This is a genomic window from Enterobacter sp. BWH64 (assembly GCF_001037645.1).
In the GTDB taxonomy this organism is placed as follows: domain Bacteria; phylum Pseudomonadota; class Gammaproteobacteria; order Enterobacterales; family Enterobacteriaceae; genus Enterobacter; species Enterobacter hormaechei_C.
Genome location: NZ_KQ089922.1, coordinates 268175 through 286156, shown reverse-complemented (window position 1 = coordinate 286156; position 17982 = coordinate 268175). Strand labels below are relative to the sequence as shown.

General features: G+C 52.6%; 16 protein-coding genes and 1 other annotated feature. Of the genes, 11 read left to right on the top strand and 5 right to left on the bottom strand.

The window, feature by feature from the left end:
- Nucleotides 1-43: 43 nt before the first annotated feature.
- Nucleotides 44-118: a sequence feature (ROSE (Repression Of Heat Shock gene Expression) occurs in the 5'-region of heat shock genes and acts as an RNA thermometer to modulate expression.), on the top strand.
- From ibpA to SK50_RS01385, 3 genes are all read left to right on the top strand, one after another.
- Complete coding sequence (ibpA, locus tag SK50_RS01395) at nucleotides 112-522, top strand: small heat shock chaperone IbpA (protein WP_006177605.1); 411 nt, start codon at nucleotides 112-114, stop codon at nucleotides 520-522. It overlaps the preceding feature by 7 nt.
- Nucleotides 523-658: 136 nt before the next feature.
- A complete protein-coding gene (gene ibpB / locus SK50_RS01390) occupies nucleotides 659-1087 on the top strand; it encodes a small heat shock chaperone IbpB (RefSeq protein ID WP_015570126.1) in 429 nt (142 codons plus the stop codon).
- Nucleotides 1088-1278: 191 nt separating this feature from the next.
- Nucleotides 1279-2940: a putative transporter gene (locus SK50_RS01385; protein WP_017694020.1), complete on the top strand. Its 1662-nt coding sequence runs from the start codon at nucleotides 1279-1281 to the stop codon at nucleotides 2938-2940.
- Here the strand turns inward: SK50_RS01385 and SK50_RS01380 are convergent.
- Genes SK50_RS01380 through SK50_RS01370 form a run of 3 tightly spaced genes read right to left on the bottom strand, consistent with a single transcriptional unit; the run spans nucleotide 2937 to nucleotide 6108 of the window.
- The gene (locus SK50_RS01380; RefSeq protein WP_047642270.1) at nucleotides 2937-4421 is read right to left on the bottom strand and encodes a sulfatase; all 1485 of its coding nucleotides are present in this window, start codon (nucleotides 4419-4421) and stop codon (nucleotides 2937-2939) included. The genes SK50_RS01385 and SK50_RS01380 overlap by 4 nt on opposite strands.
- A gap of 9 nt (nucleotides 4422-4430) precedes the next feature.
- Nucleotides 4431-4754, bottom strand: coding sequence for a PTS sugar transporter subunit IIB (locus SK50_RS01375; RefSeq protein WP_033487033.1), 324 nt, complete (start codon nucleotides 4752-4754; stop codon nucleotides 4431-4433).
- Nucleotides 4755-4782: 28 nt separating this feature from the next.
- The gene (locus SK50_RS01370) at nucleotides 4783-6108 is read right to left on the bottom strand and encodes a PTS sugar transporter subunit IIC (RefSeq protein ID WP_033487032.1); all 1326 of its coding nucleotides are present in this window, start codon (nucleotides 6106-6108) and stop codon (nucleotides 4783-4785) included.
- Nucleotides 6109-6540: 432 nt separating this feature from the next.
- Here SK50_RS01370 and SK50_RS01365 point away from each other — a divergent pair, with 432 nt between their 5' ends.
- Nucleotides 6541-7956 carry an aryl-sulfate sulfotransferase gene (locus tag SK50_RS01365; RefSeq protein WP_045343926.1) on the top strand — a complete coding sequence of 472 codons (1416 nt, stop codon included), beginning with the start codon at nucleotides 6541-6543 and terminating at the stop codon, nucleotides 7954-7956.
- Between the two features lie 34 nt (nucleotides 7957-7990).
- On the opposite strand, the gene SK50_RS01360 is transcribed toward SK50_RS01365, so the two are convergent.
- Nucleotides 7991-8734, bottom strand: coding sequence for a GntR family transcriptional regulator (locus tag SK50_RS01360; RefSeq protein WP_048229027.1), 744 nt, complete (start codon nucleotides 8732-8734; stop codon nucleotides 7991-7993).
- A 222-nt stretch (nucleotides 8735-8956) separates the two neighbouring features.
- Between SK50_RS01360 and SK50_RS01355 the strand changes: the two genes are divergently transcribed.
- Nucleotides 8957-10579, top strand: coding sequence for an alpha-glucoside-specific PTS transporter subunit IIBC (locus SK50_RS01355; protein ID WP_015570124.1), 1623 nt, complete (start codon nucleotides 8957-8959; stop codon nucleotides 10577-10579).
- On the top strand, nucleotides 10576-11898 hold the full coding sequence (locus tag SK50_RS01350; RefSeq protein WP_015570123.1) for a 6-phospho-alpha-glucosidase: 1323 nt from the start codon (nucleotides 10576-10578) through the stop codon (nucleotides 11896-11898). Before SK50_RS01355 ends, SK50_RS01350 begins: the two co-directional genes overlap by 4 nt.
- On the opposite strand, the gene SK50_RS01345 is transcribed toward SK50_RS01350, so the two are convergent.
- Nucleotides 11895-12788 carry a helix-turn-helix transcriptional regulator gene (locus SK50_RS01345; protein ID WP_048229025.1) on the bottom strand — a complete coding sequence of 298 codons (894 nt, stop codon included), beginning with the start codon at nucleotides 12786-12788 and terminating at the stop codon, nucleotides 11895-11897. The genes SK50_RS01350 and SK50_RS01345 overlap by 4 nt on opposite strands.
- Nucleotides 12789-12961: 173 nt before the next feature.
- On the opposite strand from SK50_RS01345, the gene SK50_RS01340 reads away from it, so the two are divergent.
- Genes SK50_RS01340 through SK50_RS01320 form a run of 5 tightly spaced genes read left to right on the top strand, consistent with a single transcriptional unit; the run spans nucleotide 12962 to nucleotide 17979 of the window.
- On the top strand, nucleotides 12962-14677 hold the full coding sequence (locus SK50_RS01340; RefSeq protein ID WP_033487028.1) for a solute:sodium symporter family transporter: 1716 nt from the start codon (nucleotides 12962-12964) through the stop codon (nucleotides 14675-14677).
- Nucleotides 14674-16170, top strand: a complete 1497-nt coding sequence (locus SK50_RS01335; protein ID WP_033487027.1) for a sulfatase-like hydrolase/transferase — start codon at nucleotides 14674-14676, stop codon at nucleotides 16168-16170. The genes SK50_RS01340 and SK50_RS01335 overlap by 4 nt, the downstream gene beginning before the upstream one ends.
- Nucleotides 16171-16179: 9 nt before the next feature.
- The gene (locus SK50_RS01330) at nucleotides 16180-16527 is read left to right on the top strand and encodes a YidH family protein (RefSeq protein WP_032668912.1); all 348 of its coding nucleotides are present in this window, start codon (nucleotides 16180-16182) and stop codon (nucleotides 16525-16527) included.
- The gene (locus SK50_RS01325; RefSeq protein ID WP_032668910.1) at nucleotides 16517-16876 is read left to right on the top strand and encodes a DUF202 domain-containing protein; all 360 of its coding nucleotides are present in this window, start codon (nucleotides 16517-16519) and stop codon (nucleotides 16874-16876) included. Before SK50_RS01330 ends, SK50_RS01325 begins: the two co-directional genes overlap by 11 nt.
- A 17-nt stretch (nucleotides 16877-16893) precedes the next feature.
- Entirely contained in the window at nucleotides 16894-17979 is a 1086-nt protein-coding gene (locus tag SK50_RS01320) for an anaerobic sulfatase maturase (RefSeq protein WP_045343924.1), read from the top strand.
- Nucleotides 17980-17982 lie beyond the last annotated feature (3 nt).

Below are 17982 nucleotides of genomic sequence, written 5' to 3'. Positions count from 1 at the left end.
ATTTTAAGAATGTAACCCGATAACGGACACGCCTGATGGGTGTTCGGGGAAGCAGAAGCCTGTCCATGGTGGAAGGCTACATTTTCTCGCTGATTTCAGGAGCATTTATCCATGCGTAATTTCGATCTCTCTCCGCTATACCGTTCTGCCATTGGTTTCGATCGTCTGTTCAACCACTTAGAAAACAACCAGAGCCAGAGCAACGGCTATCCTCCTTACAACGTTGAACTGGTTGACGAAAACCACTATCGCATTGCGATTGCTGTTGCCGGTTTCGCAGAGAGCGAACTGGAGATCACCGCGCAGGACAATCTGCTGGTGGTGAAAGGCTCCCATACGGCCGAGCAGAAAGAACGAACCTACCTCTACCAGGGCATCGCAGAGCGCAACTTTGAGCGCAAGTTCCAGCTGGCTGAGAACATCCACGTCAAGGGCGCGAACCTGGTGAACGGCCTGCTGTTTATCGAACTGGAACGTGTGATTCCGGAAGAGAAAAAACCGCGTCGTATCGAAATCAACTAATTACGCGGGTCGCGTGAGCGGCCCACACGAACTTGCTTGCCGTAACGGGAGCATATGCGAATCCGCAAGGGTTTGCAGGTACAACTGTGCACAAAATTAAACTGTGCCGCACTCGCTTCTCAGAAGGAGATTTAGTATGCGTAACTACGATTTATCCCCCCTGCTGCGTCAGTGGATAGGTTTTGACAAACTGGCTAACGCACTGCAAAGCGCAACCGAACAGCAGACCTTTCCACCGTACAACATCGAAAAAAGCGATGATAACCACTACCGCATCACGCTTGCGCTGGCCGGGTTCCGCCAGGAAGATCTCGACATCCAGCTGGAGGGTACGCGCCTGACCGTGAAAGGGTCACCGGAAAAACCAGACACCGAGACCAAATGGCTGCATCAGGGGCTTGTCACTCAGCCGTTTAGCCTGAGCTTTACCCTGGCAGACCATATGGAAGTTTCTGGCGCGACGTTCACTAACGGGCTGCTGAACATTGACCTCACCCGTAACGTGCCGGAAGCCATTGCGCCTCAGCGCATCGCCATTAGCGAACGCCCGGCGTTGAACAGCTAATACACGTTTTTGCCGGGTGGCAAACCTGCCGATCCTGTAGGTCGGGTAAGGCGCAGCCGCCACCCGACTCGCTCACAGATGCCATGAAGCCCTGCCCCGGCAGGGCTTTTTTGTGCGCCATCGCCCATACAACCGCCGTCAGCTCTGAGAGAATCCTTAGCATAACTATGGTTATACACAGGATGTGGATCATGAGTGATATCGCGTTAACCGTTAGCGTGTTGGCCCTTGTCGCGGTAGTGGGGCTATGGCTGGGGAATATCAAAATCCGCGGCGTCGGATTTGGCATCGGCGGGGTGCTGTTCGGCGGGATTTTTGTCGGCCATTTTGCCGACCAGCTTGGGTGGGTGCTCAGCGCCGATATGCTGCATTTCATCCAGGAGTTCGGCCTGATCCTCTTTGTGTATACCATCGGTATTCAGGTGGGGCCGGGCTTCTTCGCTTCCCTGCGCGTCTCCGGTTTACGCCTTAATCTCTTTGCCTTCGGCATCGTCGTGATGGGTGGGCTGGTTACCGCCATTCTGCATAAACTCTTCGCGATTCCGCTGCCCGTCGTGCTGGGCATCTTCTCCGGCGCCGTCACGAATACGCCCGCGCTCGGGGCGGGCCAGCAAATTCTGCGCGATCTGGGTATCCCTGCTGATGTCGTCGATCAGATGGGGATGAGCTACGCCATGGCCTATCCGTTTGGCATTTGCGGTATTTTGCTCTCGATGTGGCTGGTGCGCGTGCTGTTCCGCGTTAACGTCGAGCAGGAGGCAAAAGAGCATGAAAGCACGCTGACCAACGGCCATGCGCTCATTAAAACCATCAACATTCGCGTCGAAAACCCCAACCTGAACAATATGGCGATACAGGATGTTCCCATTCTGAACAGCGCGACCATTATCTGTTCCCGCCTGAAACGTGATGAAACGCTGATGGTGCCTTCACCGGACACCCTCATTCAGCACGGCGATCTCCTGCATCTGGTTGGGCAACCGGCGGATTTAAACAATGCCCGGCTGGTGATTGGTCAGGAGGTGGATACCTCACTCTCAACCCGTGGAACGGACATGCGCGTGGAGCGGGTGGTCGTGACCAATGAGAAGGTTTTGGGCAAGAAAATACGCGATTTGCAGGTTAAAGAGCGTTATGACGTGGTGATCTCCCGGCTTAACCGCGCCGGTGTCGAACTGGTGGCCAGCCAGGATGCCAGCCTGCAATTCGGTGATATTCTCAACCTCGTCGGGCGTCCCTCATCCATTGATGCCGTAGCGGACATGGTAGGCAACGCCCAGCAAAAACTCCAGCAGGTGCAGATGCTGCCGGTCTTTATCGGCGTCGGGCTTGGCGTCATGCTTGGCTCCATCCCCCTGTACGTGCCCGGCTTCCCGGTAGCACTGAAGCTGGGTCTGGCAGGCGGGCCGCTCATTATGGCGCTGATCCTCGGGCGTATCGGCTCCATCGGTAAGCTCTACTGGTTTATGCCGCCGAGTGCTAACCTGGCGCTGCGGGAGTTAGGCATCGTGCTGTTTCTGGCAGTGGTGGGGCTGAAATCCGGCGGCGATTTTGTCGATACTCTGGTCAACGGCGAAGGGATGAGCTGGGTAGGATACGGCATATTTATTACCGCTATCCCACTGATAACGGTCGGATTACTGGCACGTATCTTCGCTAAAATGAACTATCTCACGCTGTGCGGCATGCTGGCCGGTTCCATGACCGATCCGCCCGCGCTGGCGTTCGCCAACAACCTGCACGCCACCAGCGGCGCGGCGGCATTGTCCTACGCCACGGTTTATCCGCTGGTGATGTTTCTGCGCATCATCACCCCGCAGCTACTGGCGGTGCTGTTCTGGGGGATGGGCTAGCCGGTTAAGCCCAGCCTGACAAACTGCTCTGCCGGCGCGTCACTCTCGTGCAACAGGCGCACCAGCAGGGCAATCATACGCGCTTCGATCGCGTCATCCTTTATCGGGCTCAGCTGCTGCGGATCGGTGTATAAATCAAACAGCAGATGGCCAGTGCGATTAATCCCCTGATATTTCTCTGTGGCCGGAATGCGCAATGTACTGACGCCCTTAGTAAAACGGAAGGGAGGCGCCAGCGTTAAGGCGTGCAGCTCGGCCACATCAAAGCGGGTGTTCATCTTAATCGGCATCAGGGTGTAATTCGCGATGTCATTTTCACGCCCGGGAAGCGCGGCGCGCATATAGACGTAGCGACCGTCCGTGACGTTGACGTGGCCGCTGAAAACGCCGAACAGCGCGGCGTCACGCACCGGCGTGTCATCTTGCAGAACCGGCGTTAGCGGTTGCCCCTGTACGTCTGCGGGAATGGGCTGCCTGAAGAACTCCAGCAGAGTCGGCGCCCAGTCAATCATCTGCACTAGCGAATCACGCTGCTCTGCGCGCCTGGCGTGGCGCGGATCCCAGATAAATAACGGGTTATTCGCCACTTCGTTGTAGTACGGCATTTGATTTTTCGCCCACCAGCCATGTTCTCCCAGCAGAAAACCATGGTCGGTACCGACGATCAGCATCGTATCGCGCCAGAGATCGTGACTGTCCATCAGGTCAAGGATGCGGCCCAGATTGCGATCGCACATGGACACCAGGGCACGATAGCGGCAGCGAATATGTTCTACCGCCTCCGCGCTCTCCTCCACCTTGCCGCGCGGCCAGTCGTAGTGAGGCCCGTCCCACGGATCTTCATACAGCGAGAGGTATTCTTCGGTGGTGTAAAACGGTTCATGCGGATCGAAGGTTTCGACCTGCAACAGCCAGTTATCTTGCGAATGGTTTTTTTCGATAAACTCGCAGCCGGCAGCAAAGACGCGAGTTTGCGGAAAATCGGCCTCTTCGCGGATATAATCACGATTTACCCAGTCCTGGCGCCAGAGCCCGGACACGCCGCCGCCGGTCTGTTTCTGCGGTACGCGCAGCACCTCCGGGATAACCGGATCGGCAACGCTCCCTTTCCAGCTATCGCCCTCCTGACCGCGCACGATCTCCCACGAGTTGTAACGATTATGGTAATTACCTCCGCCATCCTCCCAGTAATGCAGATGATCGCTGATAAGGTGCGTATACACGCCCGCTTTTTTCAGCAACTCCGGCATGGAGTCGTCAAACGGCTCCAGCGGCCCCCATTCGCGATGGAGGAAGTTGTACCGCCCGGTGTGTAATTCACGGCGGGCGGGCATACACGGCATACTGCCGACATAGCTGTTATTAAACGTTACCGCGTGCGCCGCCAGACGCTGGAAATTTGGCGCCTGGGTAATAACGTCTCCGTAGGGCGGCAGATAATGTTTATTCAGACTATCAAAGAGCAGAATAATGGCTTTCATCTGCGCTCCTTAGCGAGACGGGATCAGATGCGGAAAATGTTCTTCTACCACCGCGTAGATCTGTTTGCCGATCGTTTCGCCGTCCATAATATTTTCGATCGGGATGAGATATTGCCCGTGACGCGGATCGAGACTGACCACATCAATCAGTTTTTTAGAAATTGCATAGATATCGGCCCAGTCGGTAAACCCGCCCACCTCGCCCGCGGCGGTATGCTCCATCTCAAAAGCAATATTGTATTTTGCTAACGCTTTTTTCACGACCGTCTGTAACATTACGCTACTACCAACGCCATAGCCGCAAACAAACAGAATATTAATTTTTTCTTTCATCACACGTTCCTTTTAAAGGTGAAGGGATTTAGCCCGTGTAAGGCCCAAGGTGGAATGTGGCTGCAATAAACTTAAGGATTTCACAAATGGCGGGCCATAATGTCGCCCAGTCAAAAATACCGGTCCAGCCCACTCCCTCGGCAGCAAGGCCGGTAAGCGGAATGGCCCAGATCGTGCCGAAGGTTTGAATCATTCCCAGCAGAAAGGTGCAAATAATAACGGAGCGGTAACCGCCTAATCGGTTGGCTAATACGCCAATAGGACCGCCGGAAAAAAAGAGCGGCACAAAACCCGGCAACACCATAATGGGACTTTTGGTGATAAGCAGAATACCCATCGAAAATATGGTGCCGAAGGTACAGAAGATAAATCCCAGCGTAGCGGCATTTGGTGAGAAGGGGAGCAGCGCCGCGACGTCAACAGCCGGAATGGCGTCAGGAATAAGACGGTCTTGCCAGCCTTTAAAAGAGGCATTAATTTCGCCGACCATCATGCGCACGCCCTGAAGCAAAATCACCATATACATGGAGAATTGCAGTCCGAGGTTAATAATATAGATATACCAGGGCTTTCCTTTCGCCATCGCCTGGACGTTATCAATCCCGGTTGTCAGTAAAAAACCGCCGACAAACAGCGTCATCACGATTGCGATAGAGGTGACGTTATGGTTAAAAATTGCCAGCCATCCGGGCAGTTTCATATTCTCGGCATCCTGTTTTTCCGCATCGCCAAACAAATGGGCGAATTTAGAAAAAAACCAGATCCCCAGCATCTGATTATGGGCGATGGTAAAGCCCGCATTATTGGTAATTTTGGCGACGGGTTTCGCGATCAGCGTCGTGGCGAAAGCCCAGAACAACCCGGTTAATATCCCGGCGATAATAATTGAGGGGACCCAGCCTAAGCCCAGCCAGAAGACGATTAGCCACAGCACAGCCTGAGAGTGGGATACGCCGGTATTACCGGTCAGGAAGATGCCTTTGACCCGCGTATAGCGGCCCAACAGCACCAGCAGCAGGTTGGTAAAAAAGGCCAGTACAAACACATAGCCGACAAAACCGAAATTATCGCCGAGCGCAATTTGGGTCGCCGCTTTCATGGCATAGGAATCCATCAGGTAGCCATGAATACCGTAAGACTGGCTAACAGCATCAGCCACAGGTTTAAACGTTGCCGAGAATTGAAAACCACCGAATAACACCATCATTAATCCCACCATGGCGCTTACCATGCCGGTAATAATTTTTATCGGTGATTTTTTATCGAGTGCGTACCCCAGACCGACCAGCAAGCCTATTAAGATTGCAGGCTCGGTCAAAAAAGACTGTATTATGGCGATAAATTCAGAAAACATGTTTGACTTAACCTCCGTGATATTTTTATCCAGATAATTACATCCCGTTCACTGCTGTTGATGACGGGATGAATACTAGTAATCAAAATTAGTCATTAGAAGATTAAAAATGATTTTTTGTGAGTGTCTTTGCAAAAATAGCAAGCTATAAATCCCAGTGATTTTTGTGATTTTTTAATTAATTATTTATATATAATCTATGGATGTGAATGACAGGCGCAATGTGTATTTACCAGGGTTATATTTCATTGATGAATATATTGATGTGTAATGATTTATTTTGGTGTTTTCACTGCTGATTAATTAGTATGAATTTGCAAAAATCGGTTTATTTGTGTGCTATTCCACAAAATACAATTAAAACGAGGTATAGGTTTGTGGGTGAAAGCGTCAATACACCAGCGATGTTAAGCACAAACTAAGGACTCTGTAATGAAAGCAACCTCTACGGTAATTGTTAACCCTTATGATAAGAATAAGCTCAGTGCGCTTATTAAAATAGATTATTATCAGCCGGTAAGATTTAATTATACCGTTCATGGTAAGTCTAATAATGTGGATTTTTATTATGCCAACGATCGTTACGCTGTTAATCCCGAAGTCACCATTGTCGGCCTCTATGCGAATTATGCCAATACCGTGACGCTGACGCTTTACACGGAACAAGGAGAGGTACAAACCTCTATTTTTACGATCTCCACTGAGGGCCAGGATTATGGCGATGTGGCCTTAACGTTAGCCATCAATATTGACGATCGGGACATGGCGGATAATACGCTGGGTCAGGGCTGGTTTGTGACCAGCGAGTGGAATGGCTACGATATTAACGGCGATTTACGCATTACGGGTCTGTTCCCGTGGATGTACGGTAATTTAAAAATTATCGACAATTCGCTGTGGTCAGCACTGGCCAGTGAAACCTACGATCCCGATAAACATGCCTTTGCCCCCACGTTCTACCGCTTCAACCTTGCCGGAAAGGTAACGCAAACCCTCGCCGCACCGGCGGGCTATGGCTTTCACCACGACCTGACAACCGACGGCAAGGGCAACGTGTGGGTATTAGGCTCGCTGCTGGACGGCTGGAGCGACCAGCAGAAGCTGGAGTGCATGCTTTACCGGTACGATATCGCCAGCGGAACCCTGCTCTGGCAGCGTGACTACACCGCCGAGTTTATGGGGGCCACGGTGCTGGATAATACCGATACCAATGACGTGCATTTCAACAGCCTGGAGTATATAGCGGAAACCAATCAGCTCATGATCAATTCCCGCTCAAGCTGTACCATTATTGGCCTCAATATTGACTCGGGCGATCCGGAGTGGATTATTGATAATCCCGCTTTCCCCACCCTCAATAGCGCGCTCAATCTGAGCGTGGTCGATGCCGATAATTTCACCTATCCCAACGGTGAGCACGCCGTGTTTATTACCAAAAATAGTCAATATGATGCCTGGCGAGGTGATAATAAAATCGTCATTTCTCTGTTTAACAACAATTCCTGTGCCGATGAAAAGGGGAATGAACTGGTGCGTGTTATTGAATCGCCGCCAGTCGCTTATACTGCGGCGGCACTGGATTCTTTACCCACCGTGCTGGCCGTTGATTTAACCGCCAGGACGGTTCAGCGGCTGGATCAGTTCCACATTCCTGGTCAGCGAAGCGAGCTTACTTCATCGGTATTTGACGTGGGAGATGATAATTTCAACGTCTATTTTGGCGCCGAGCAGTCCTTCTTCGTCTTCGATACCAACAATAATATTGGGGTGTCGATATACAATATTGATTCCGGGTTGGGCTATCGTGGCCGTATTTTTTCCTTCGATGAACTGCGCACGCTGATATAAATCTGCTCTGGCGCGTTCCCGTTGCTGTCAGTCTTTATCGGTGCTGTTCTGGGGGATGGGCTAACAAGTCTTCCGGGTGGATGCGCCGCAGATGGTAGTCCACCTGGTAATCGCTGGTGTTCCGGAACATCACGGAATAATTGAGGAACTCGCCGCTGTCGCTGTAGGAAAGGGAGGTGATGCGCAGCAGCGGCGTCTGTTCCGGCACATTCATATAACCGGCCAGCTGTTTATCTGCCAGCACCGGCGTCAGGCTCTCGTAGTTGCCGCTGATGGTGATCCCGCATTCCTTCTCGATGTAATCAAACTTAGATCCTTCGAGATGCGCCAGGGAAAGATTGCGGAACAGCTTCACCGGCATAAAGCTGTCCTCCAGCATCAGCGGTTTTCCGTCCACGTAACGCACCCGCCTTGAAAAATAGATCCGCTCATCAACCTGAATCCGCAGCTGGCTGGCGATGGCGGGCGGCGCGGGCATCACTTCAAACTGCAACACCTTGCTCTGCACTTCTTTCCCCTGCTGGCGCAGCACTTCCACCAGCCCGGTCAGGTTAGTCGTTTCATGATGAACGTCTTTGCGCGCCACGAACGTCCCGCTGCCGTGTCGACGTTCAACCAGCCCCCAGCTTACCAGCAGATCCAGCGCCTTGCGGATGGTCATCCGGGCTACGCCAAACTCCTTTGCCAGCGCTTTTTCTCCGGGTAACGGACTGCCAATGTTGTAGTCCGAGGAATTCAGCCGCATCCGTAGCCGATCGGCAATTGATTTGTAGATCACCAGTAGACCTCTCTGCGCACATCATGGCGTGGATTACGTCTTAACTTGTCTATGTTTAGTTTAAAAAGTAGACCTGATTGGTCAAATTAAAACCATGAATGCGATCACGAATCGCAGCGGCATACCATGTTGCTGCATCAGTAAGTTCTTATGCTCACCTCAGGCCAGTAAAAAACCATAAAGGCCTCTATCCCCTACAGGTTGTTTCATGAGGATTTAAAAATGCTCAGTCAAATACAACGTTTTGGCGGCGCCATGTTCACCCCGGTTTTGCTGTTTCCCTTTGCCGGGATCGTGGTTGGGATCGCCATCATGCTTCGCAATCCGCTGTTTGTCGGTGAGGCCTTAACCGCGCCGGATAATCTGTTCGCGCAAATTGTTCACATCATCGAAGAGGGCGGCTGGGCGGTGTTCCGAAATATGCCGCTGATTTTTGCTGTCGGCTTACCGATTGGCCTGGCAAAGCAGGCGCAGGGCCGCGCCTGTCTGGCGGTGCTGATTAGCTTCCTGACCTGGAACTACTTTATCAACGCGATGGGGATGACCTGGGGTCACTTCTTTGGCGTCGACTTCTCTGCTGAACCCACTGCCGGCAGCGGGCTGGCGATGATTGCCGGAATCAAAACGCTTGATACCAGCATCATCGGGGCGATTATCATTTCCGGGCTCGTCACCGCCATCCACAATCGATTTTTCGACAAGCCGTTGCCGGTCTTTCTGGGGATTTTCCAGGGCACCTCGTTTGTCGTTATCCTCGCGTTCTTCGTCATGATCCCCTGCGCTTGGCTGACGCTGCTGGGGTGGCCGAAAGTGCAGATGGGCATTGAGTCGTTGCAGGCCTTTCTCCGTACCGCTGGCGCGCTGGGCGTATGGGTTTATACCTTCCTGGAACGCATTCTGATCCCAACCGGATTACACCACTTTGTCTACGGTCCGTTTATCTTCGGCCCGGCTGCGGTAGAAGGCGGCATTCAGGTCTACTGGGCACAGCACCTTCAGGAATTCAGCCAGAGCACTGTGCCGTTGAAAACGCTGTTCCCGGAGGGCGGATTCGCGCTGCACGGCAACTCTAAGGTGTTTGGCTCAGTCGGTATTGCGCTGGCTATCTGGTATACCGCGTCGCCGGAGAACCGCGTCAAAGTGGCAGGTCTGCTGATCCCGGCCACGCTTACCGCCGTGCTGGTGGGCATTACCGAACCGCTGGAGTTCACCTTCCTGTTTATCTCGCCGTTGCTGTTTGCCATCCACGCCGTGCTGGCCGCAACGATGGCGACGGTGATGTATACCTTCGGGGTGGTGGGGAACATGGGGGGCGGTCTGCTGGACCAGTTCCTGCCGCAAAACTGGATCCCGATGTTCCATAACCACGCCTCGACGGTATTCACCCAGATTGGCATCGGCCTCTGCTTCACCGCTCTCTATTTCGTGGTCTTCAGAACGCTTATCGAACGTCTGAATCTCAAAACGCCGGGCCGGGAAGAGAGCGAAATCAAACTCTACAACAAAGCCGACTATAAGGCCGCGCGCGGGCAAACCACCGCCCCGGCGGCAGCCAGCCAGCAGGTCGGGCAGGCTGCTGGGTTCTTACAGGCGCTCGGCGGCGCAGCAAATATCGAAAGTATCAATAACTGCGCCACCCGCTTGCGTATCGCCCTGGTGGATATGACGAAAACCCAAAGCGACGACGTCTTCAAAGCCCTGGGCGCACACGGTGTGGTGCGGCGCGGCAACGGCATACAGGTGATTGTCGGTCTGCACGTTCCTCAGGTGCGCGACCAGCTGGAATCGCTGATGAAAACCCCTTTAACAAACGAACAAACCACTCTGACAGAGGCTATATCATGAAAAAATTCTCAGTTGTTATTGCAGGCGGCGGCAGTACATTCACGCCTGGTATCGTCCTGATGCTGTTAGCCAACCGTGACCGTTTCCCGCTGCGTGCGCTGAAGTTCTATGACAATGACGGAGCACGTCAGGAGATCATCGCCGAGGCGTGCAAAATCATCCTTAAGGAGCAGGCGCCGGAGATTGAATTTAGTTACACCACCGATCCTGAAGCGGCCTTTACCGATGTGGATTTCGTGATGGCGCATATTCGCGTGGGCAAATACCCCATGCGTGAAAAAGATGAAAAAATCCCGCTGCGCCACGGCGTGCTGGGCCAGGAAACGTGCGGGCCGGGCGGCATCTCCTACGGCATGCGCTCCATCGGCGGCGTGCTGGAGTTGGTGGATTACATGGAGCAGTACTCCCCGAACGCGTGGATGCTGAACTACTCCAACCCGGCGGCGATTGTCGCGGAAGCCACGCGCCGCCTGCGTCCGAACGCGAAAATTCTCAACATCTGCGACATGCCGATCGGCATTGAAGGACGTATGGCGCAAATCGTCGGTCTGAAAGACCGCAAAGAGATGCGCGTGCGCTACTACGGTCTGAACCACTTCGGCTGGTGGACGTCGATTGAAGATCTGAACGGCAACGATCTGATGCCGAAACTGCGCGAATACGTGGCGAAAAACGGTTATGTTCCGCCTTCGGAAGATGCGCATACTGAAGCGAGCTGGAATGATACTTTCGCCAAGGCTAAAGACGTACAGGCGCTGGATCCGGACACCATGCCGAACACCTACCTGAAGTATTACCTGTTCCCGGACTATGTGGTCGCCCATTCCAACCCGGAGCGTACCCGCGCCAATGAAGTGATGGATCACCGTGAGAAGCATGTATTCAGTTCATGCCGGGCGATTATCGAAGCCGGTCATTCTTCTGCCGGTGAACTGGAAATCGACGAACATGCGTCGTACATCGTCGATCTGGCGACCGCGATCGCCTTTAATACCCAGGAACGCATGCTGCTGATTGTGCCTAACAATGGGGCTATCCATAATTTTGACGCCGACGCGATGGTAGAAATCCCTTGTCTGGTCGGCCACAACGGACCGGAGCCGCTGACCGTTGGTGATATTCCGCACTTCCAGAAAGGGCTCATGAGCCAGCAGGTGGCAGTGGAAAAACTGGTGGTGGACGCCTGGGAGCAGCGCTCGTATCAGAAACTCTGGCAGGCGATTACCCTGTCGAAAACCGTACCGAGCGCGTCGGTGGCGAAGGCGATTCTGGACGATCTGATTGAAGCCAACAAAGAGTACTGGCCGGAACTGCATTAATTTTCCTGACCGGCATCATTGAGGTGCCGGTCCTTAAACTTGCTGACCGCCGACGGCGCATAGCCAAACTTATTCTTAAACGCTTTGCTGAAGTGAAACGAATCAAAAAAGTTGAGCATGTCAGCCACCTTGTTTACCGTATTTCCCTCCTGGCGCAGCAGCGATTGCGCCAGTTCGAGGCGTGCGTCAAGATAATATTCTTTCGGCGTTTTACCCGTGTATCGTAAAAAGATCCGCCGCAGCCAGGGCTCGCTGCACTGCATCCGCTGTGCCATTTCTGTGACGCTCCAGCGCTTTTGCACACTGGCGTGCAACTCGGCCAACAGATTTTCCAGACGCAGCAGTTCCCGATCTTTCCTACCATTTTCGGAAATAAGACAAATCCACTGATAGATAATTTTTGTGAGAAACGCGACGGCTAAATTATTTTTTATGGGGGACCGCAAAGCGAGTAATTCAGCAACTTCTGAAAATTCTTTATTAAACTCGTCGCCATTATAAATTATGCCAGTTTGTAATATAGGGATTTCCATCATGTTTGTGGGGATGAATTCCATCCAGTATTGTTCCCAGATAAGACCGTCGCAGTAGTACGACGTTATATCGGTAGGTTTTAAGAATATAACGTTATTTCCATTGAGCATAATTTCAGAATTATCTTTGAGCCTGATTTTCCCGCACCCTTGCACGGTATAAACCGCCACCCAGGAGTTAGCAATCAGCGGTTTTTTCTTATCCTGAGGCCAGATAACGCGGTAGCTCTCGTCGGCTAGCGTATGCCAGAGTGAGATCAGTGAAATTCCGCTTGAGATCACACTTTCATCAAGAACTAAGGGAATATTGTACGTTGTTTCGTTTTTTACATGCGAAATTTGAATTTTTCCATTCATTTTAATTTCCCGTCAGCAAATTATGCCCACAACCTGTAGCGGAATTTATCAGAAAATTACCGTGATGGGGAAACCAGTCTTGTATTTTAAGATATCGAATAGCCTGGGTCCGGTGCGTTAAATTCCTCTGTACAGCGAACTACCGGGTCATAATCATAATTAAGGGCAACAAGATGAATATTCAGCAAATTGTGAGCTTTATTGCCTTTACGCTGCTGGTGGCGTTTATCACCTGGTGGAAGATACGTAAAGTGGATACCGCTTCGCAGCAGGGATACTTTCTGGCGGGCCGGTCGCTGAAAGCGCCAGTGATTGCTGCTTCACTGATGCTGACCAACCTGTCCACAGAGCAACTGGTGGGTCTGTCTGGCCAGGCCTATAAAAGCGGCATGTCGGTGATGGGCTGGGAGGTCACGTCAGCGGTTACGTTGATTTTTCTGGCGCTGATCTTCCTGCCGAAGTATCTGCAACGCGGTATTGCCACTATTCCCGATTTTCTGGAAGAGCGTTACGACAAAACGACACGCATCATTATTGATTTCTGTTTTCTTATCGCGACGGGCGTCTGCTTCCTGCCGATTGTGCTCTACTCCGGCGCGCTGGCGTTGAATAGCCTGTTTCACGTCGGCGATGCGCTTGGACTTTCGCAGGCCGCAGCCATCTGGTTGCTGGTCATTCTGCTGGGGCTGGCCGGAATTGTGTATGCCGTTATAGGCGGAATGCGCGCCATGGCGATTGCGGACTCCATTAACGGCATTGGTCTGGTGATCGGTGGTCTGCTGGTACCCGTGTTTGGTCTGATTGTGATGGGGGATGGCAGTTTTTTACAGGGAGTTGAGCGTCTGACCACCGTACACGCCGAGAAGTTAAATTCCATTGGCGTAAGCACCGATCCGTTGCCTATCGGCGCGGCGTTTACGGGCCTGATCCTGGTGAATACCTTTTACTGGTGTACGAATCAGGGAATTGTGCAGCGAACGCTGGCCTCGAAAAGTCTCGCTGAGGGACAAAAAGGGGCCTTGTTAACCGCCGTGTTAAAAATGCTCGACCCGCTAATTCTGGTGCTTCCTGGCCTGATTGCGTTCCACCTGTACAGCGATCTGCCGAGTGCGGACATGGCCTATCCTGCTCTGGTCAACAAAGTCCTGCCGACACCGTTGGTGGGTTTTTTTGGTGCCGTTTTATTTGGTGCAGTTATCAGTACGTTCAACGGGTTCCTGAATAGTGCCAGTACGCTCTTTAGTATGGGAATTTATCGTCGCATCCTGAAGCCTGATGCGACGCCGGACGGACTGGTGCAGGTAGGACGCCGGTTTGGCCTGTTTATCGCAGTGGTATCTGTAATAGTTGCGCCGTGGATTGCCAATGCGCCGGAGGGGCTTTATTCATGGATGAAACAGCTAAACGGCATCTATAACGTTCCACTGGTGACTATCATCATTATGGGCTTTTTCTTCCCGCGCATTCCAGCCCTCGCCGCGAAAGTGGCGCTGTTTATCGGCATTTGCAGCTACATCGTAATTAATTATCTGGTGAAATTCGATTTTCACTTTCTCTATGTTCTGGCCTGCACGTTCTGCATCAACGTGGCGGTAATGTTGATTATCGGCTGGCTTAAACCGCGCGACACGCCGTTTACCTTCCATGACGCGTTTGCCGTGGACATGTCACCCTGGCGTAACGCGAAAATTGCCTCGGTGGGTATTCTCTTCGCCATGATTGGCGTCTACGCCGGGCTGGCCCAATTTGGGGGGTATTCCACTCAATGGCTTGCCATCGTCAGCTACTCCATCACCGCAGGGGTCGTGATTTATCTCATTATCGATGCCATCCGTCAGCGCCGTAACCCTTCGCTTGTTTATGTTTCCGACGTTAAGGAAAAGCCATGAAACGCCCGAATTTTCTGTTCATCATGACCGACACTCAGGCCACGAATATGGTGGGCTGTTATAGTGGTAAACCCCTGAACACCCACCATATTGATCAGCTTGCGGAAGAGGGGATTCGCTTCAATGCTGCTTATACCTGCTCTCCTGTTTGCACCCCCGCGCGTGCGGGGCTGTTCACCGGGATCTACGCTAATCAGTCCGGACCGTGGACCAACAATGTTGCACCAGGCAAGAACATCTCAACGATGGGGCGCTACTTCAAGGATGCGGGCTATCAAACCTGCTACATCGGCAAATGGCATCTTGATGGTCATGACTATTTTGGCACCGGCGTTTGTCCTCCCGAATGGAATGACGAGTTTTGGTTTGACGGCGCTAACTATCTGGCAGAACTTACCGAAGAGCAGATTAATCTGTGGCGCAACGGCCTTAATAGCGTAGAGGAATTGCAGGCTAATAATATCGATGAGACCTTTACCTGGGCGTACCGCATCAGCAATCGCGCGATCGATTTTTTACAGCGCCCTCACCCGGAGGACGAACCCTTTTTGATGGTGGTCTCTTACGACGAACCTCACCATCCCTTCACATGCCCGGTTCAGTATCTCGAGAAATATCAGGACTTTTACTACGATTTAGGGGAAAAGGCTCAGGATACGCTGGTGGATAAGCCCGTACATCATCGCCTCTGGTCGCAGGCCATGCCGTCACCAGTTGAAGATGGCAGCCGGTATTACCATCACCCGCTTTATTTCGCCTGTAATGACTTTGTGGACGATCAGATTGGTCGTGTGGTTAACGCACTCACCCCCGAACAATGCGAGAACACATGGGTCATATATACCTCTGACCATGGCGAGATGATGGGAGCACATCGGCTTATCAGCAAAGGTGCGGCTATGTACGACGATATTACCCGCATCCCGTTGATTATACGCCCCCCACAGGGCGCACCGAAGCAAGTCGACACGCCGGTCAGCCATATCGATTTACTGCCGACCATGATGGCGCTGGCGGGGATACCTAAACCTGACATCCTGCCGGGTGACAATATTCTGGCGACAGAGCCAGAGCGCGGAGTGATGGTGGAATTTAACCGCTACGAGATAGAACATGACAGCTTTGGCGGATTTATTCCGGTACGCTGTTGGGTAACGGATGCATTCAAGTTGGTGCTGAACTTGTTCACAACTGATGAACTCTACGACCGCCGCAACGATCCAAACGAGATGCATAATCTGATTGACTCGCCGCGCTATGCTGAGCAGCGCAATCAGCTGCATGATGCGCTGCTGGATTATATGGATAAAATCCGCGACCCGTTCCGTACCTATCAATGGGCGTGTCGACCGTGGAGAGCGGACGCTATCCCTCGTTGGATGGGGGCTTTCCGTCCGCGGCCGGGAGATGGCTATTCTCCGGTGGTGCGTGATTACGACACCGGACTGCCCACGCAGGGGGTAAAAGTGGAAGAGAAAAAGCAGAAGTTTTAAGGAGACAAGATGAAAATTTCCCGCGTCGGTGAAGCGCCGGATTACCGCTTCTCGCTGGCCAATGAACGCACATATCTGGCGTGGATCCGCACCGCGCTAGGTTTTCTGGCCGCAGGCGTGGGTCTTGATCAGCTTGCACCCGATTTCGCTACGCCACTGATCCGTGAATTGCTGGCATTACTGCTGTGCCTTTTCGCAGGGGTGCTGGCGGTTTACGGCTACCTGCGCTGGCTGCGAAACGAAAAAGCGATGCGACTTAAAGAGGATTTACCCTACACCCGCGGCCTGCTTGTGATTAGCACTATACTACTGGTGGTAGCCGTAGTGGTGATGGGGTTGGTGCTCTATGTCGGGTAGCCGCAAAGCGCGCCGTGAGGCCGACCCAGGTCTACAGCCGGAGCGAACGTCGCTGGCCTGGCTGCGCACGTTACTGGGCTACGGTGCGCTTATCGCGCTGGCGATTAAACACAACTGGCACCACACGGGGCTTCCATTCTGGATTTCACTTGTGGTACTTGCGCTGGTGGCGGTTATCCTCTGGCGCTACACGCGCAGTCGTAATCTGATGGACGTTGAGCATGGTGATTTCGCACAACCTAAAGCCGTACGTGACAAATTTTTGATCGCTGTCGCTGTTCTCTCCCTCTCTATATTGTTTGCTATTACGCACTTACATCAGATTATCTCTTTTATAGAGGAAAAATAATGACAGGATGTCATGTGATGGCCAAACCGGCCAGCTCTCGCTGTAACCTGAACTGCCGTTACTGTTTTTATATCGATAAACCCGAACAACCCCAAATGAGCGAGGCCACTCTGGAGGCGTTTATTTGCCAACAGATTGCTGCCCAGCCGGATGATGACGTTCACTTTGCCTGGCAGGGAGGTGAACCCACGCTGTGCGGCATCAATTTTTTTCGTAACGTGGTGGCGTTGCAGCAACGCCACGGGAAAGGAAAGCGCATCATGAACGCTTTTCAGACTAACGGCGTACTGCTCAACGATGAATGGTGCCGTTTTTTTCGCGAAAACGACTGGCTGGTAGGTGTCTCTGTCGATGGTCCTGCCGAATTGCACGATGCCTATCGCGTTAACCGTCGCGGCAATTCGACTCACCAAAAAGTTCTCGCAGCCATTGAAAAGCTATGTATTCATCAGGTTTCTTTCAATCTTCTGACGGTGGTCAATCAACAAAACAGCCAACAGCCGGAGCGGGTGTACCGTTTTCTTCGCGCGCTCGGCACCCCATTTTTGCAGTTTATTCCGTTGGTAGAGCAGGGTAATCCGTCATCAGTGAGTGACAGGGAGTGGGGGACATTCCTGAAGGCAATCTTCGACCTCTGGGTAAGAGAAGATGTGGGGCGCGTTTTTGTGCAGCTCTTTGACTCAATGCTGGGCGTCTGGAGTGGCTATCCCGCACAGATGTGCTCACTGGCCGAACGCTGCGGGCATGCCTTTGCACTAGAGGCCAATGGCGATCTCTATCAATGTGACCACTATGTTTATCCTGAATACTGTCTGGGAAATATTCATCAAATGCCGATATCTGTTCTTAACCAAACCGCCGCGGCGCGTGCATTTGGCGAAATTAAGCACGATTCGCTCACGGATGAGTGTAGGCAGTGTTCTGTTCTTCCCCTGTGCAATGGCGACTGCCCCCGCCATCGCCTGAACGGTAAAAGCGTGCTATGCGAGGGCTACCGTGATTTCTTTTTTCACAGCGCGCCGTACATGCGGGCCATGCGCGACCTCATCAGGCATCAACGTTCGCCCGCTGAACTGATGAAACAGCTGCGGCAGAGCGGCTGACGA

Excerpts from the sequence above, each read along its gene's own strand:
- ibpA (WP_006177605.1), top strand. The coding sequence starts at position 112 with ATGCGTAATTTCGATCTCTCTCCGCTATACCGTTCTGCCATTGGTTTC.
- ibpB (WP_015570126.1), top strand. The coding sequence starts at position 659 with ATGCGTAACTACGATTTATCCCCCCTGCTGCGTCAGTGGATAGGTTTT.
- SK50_RS01385 (WP_017694020.1), top strand. The coding sequence starts at position 1,279 with ATGAGTGATATCGCGTTAACCGTTAGCGTGTTGGCCCTTGTCGCGGTA.
- SK50_RS01380 (WP_047642270.1), bottom strand. The coding sequence starts at position 4,421 with ATGAAAGCCATTATTCTGCTCTTTGATAGTCTGAATAAACATTATCTG.
- SK50_RS01375 (WP_033487033.1), bottom strand. The coding sequence starts at position 4,754 with ATGAAAGAAAAAATTAATATTCTGTTTGTTTGCGGCTATGGCGTTGGT.
- SK50_RS01370 (WP_033487032.1), bottom strand. The coding sequence starts at position 6,108 with ATGTTTTCTGAATTTATCGCCATAATACAGTCTTTTTTGACCGAGCCT.
- SK50_RS01365 (WP_045343926.1), top strand. The coding sequence starts at position 6,541 with ATGAAAGCAACCTCTACGGTAATTGTTAACCCTTATGATAAGAATAAG.
- SK50_RS01355 (WP_015570124.1), top strand. The coding sequence starts at position 8,957 with ATGCTCAGTCAAATACAACGTTTTGGCGGCGCCATGTTCACCCCGGTT.
- SK50_RS01350 (WP_015570123.1), top strand. The coding sequence starts at position 10,576 with ATGAAAAAATTCTCAGTTGTTATTGCAGGCGGCGGCAGTACATTCACG.
- SK50_RS01345 (WP_048229025.1), bottom strand. The coding sequence starts at position 12,788 with ATGAATGGAAAAATTCAAATTTCGCATGTAAAAAACGAAACAACGTAC.
- SK50_RS01340 (WP_033487028.1), top strand. The coding sequence starts at position 12,962 with ATGAATATTCAGCAAATTGTGAGCTTTATTGCCTTTACGCTGCTGGTG.
- SK50_RS01335 (WP_033487027.1), top strand. The coding sequence starts at position 14,674 with ATGAAACGCCCGAATTTTCTGTTCATCATGACCGACACTCAGGCCACG.
- SK50_RS01330 (WP_032668912.1), top strand. The coding sequence starts at position 16,180 with ATGAAAATTTCCCGCGTCGGTGAAGCGCCGGATTACCGCTTCTCGCTG.
- SK50_RS01325 (WP_032668910.1), top strand. The coding sequence starts at position 16,517 with ATGTCGGGTAGCCGCAAAGCGCGCCGTGAGGCCGACCCAGGTCTACAG.
- SK50_RS01320 (WP_045343924.1), top strand. The coding sequence starts at position 16,894 with ATGGCCAAACCGGCCAGCTCTCGCTGTAACCTGAACTGCCGTTACTGT.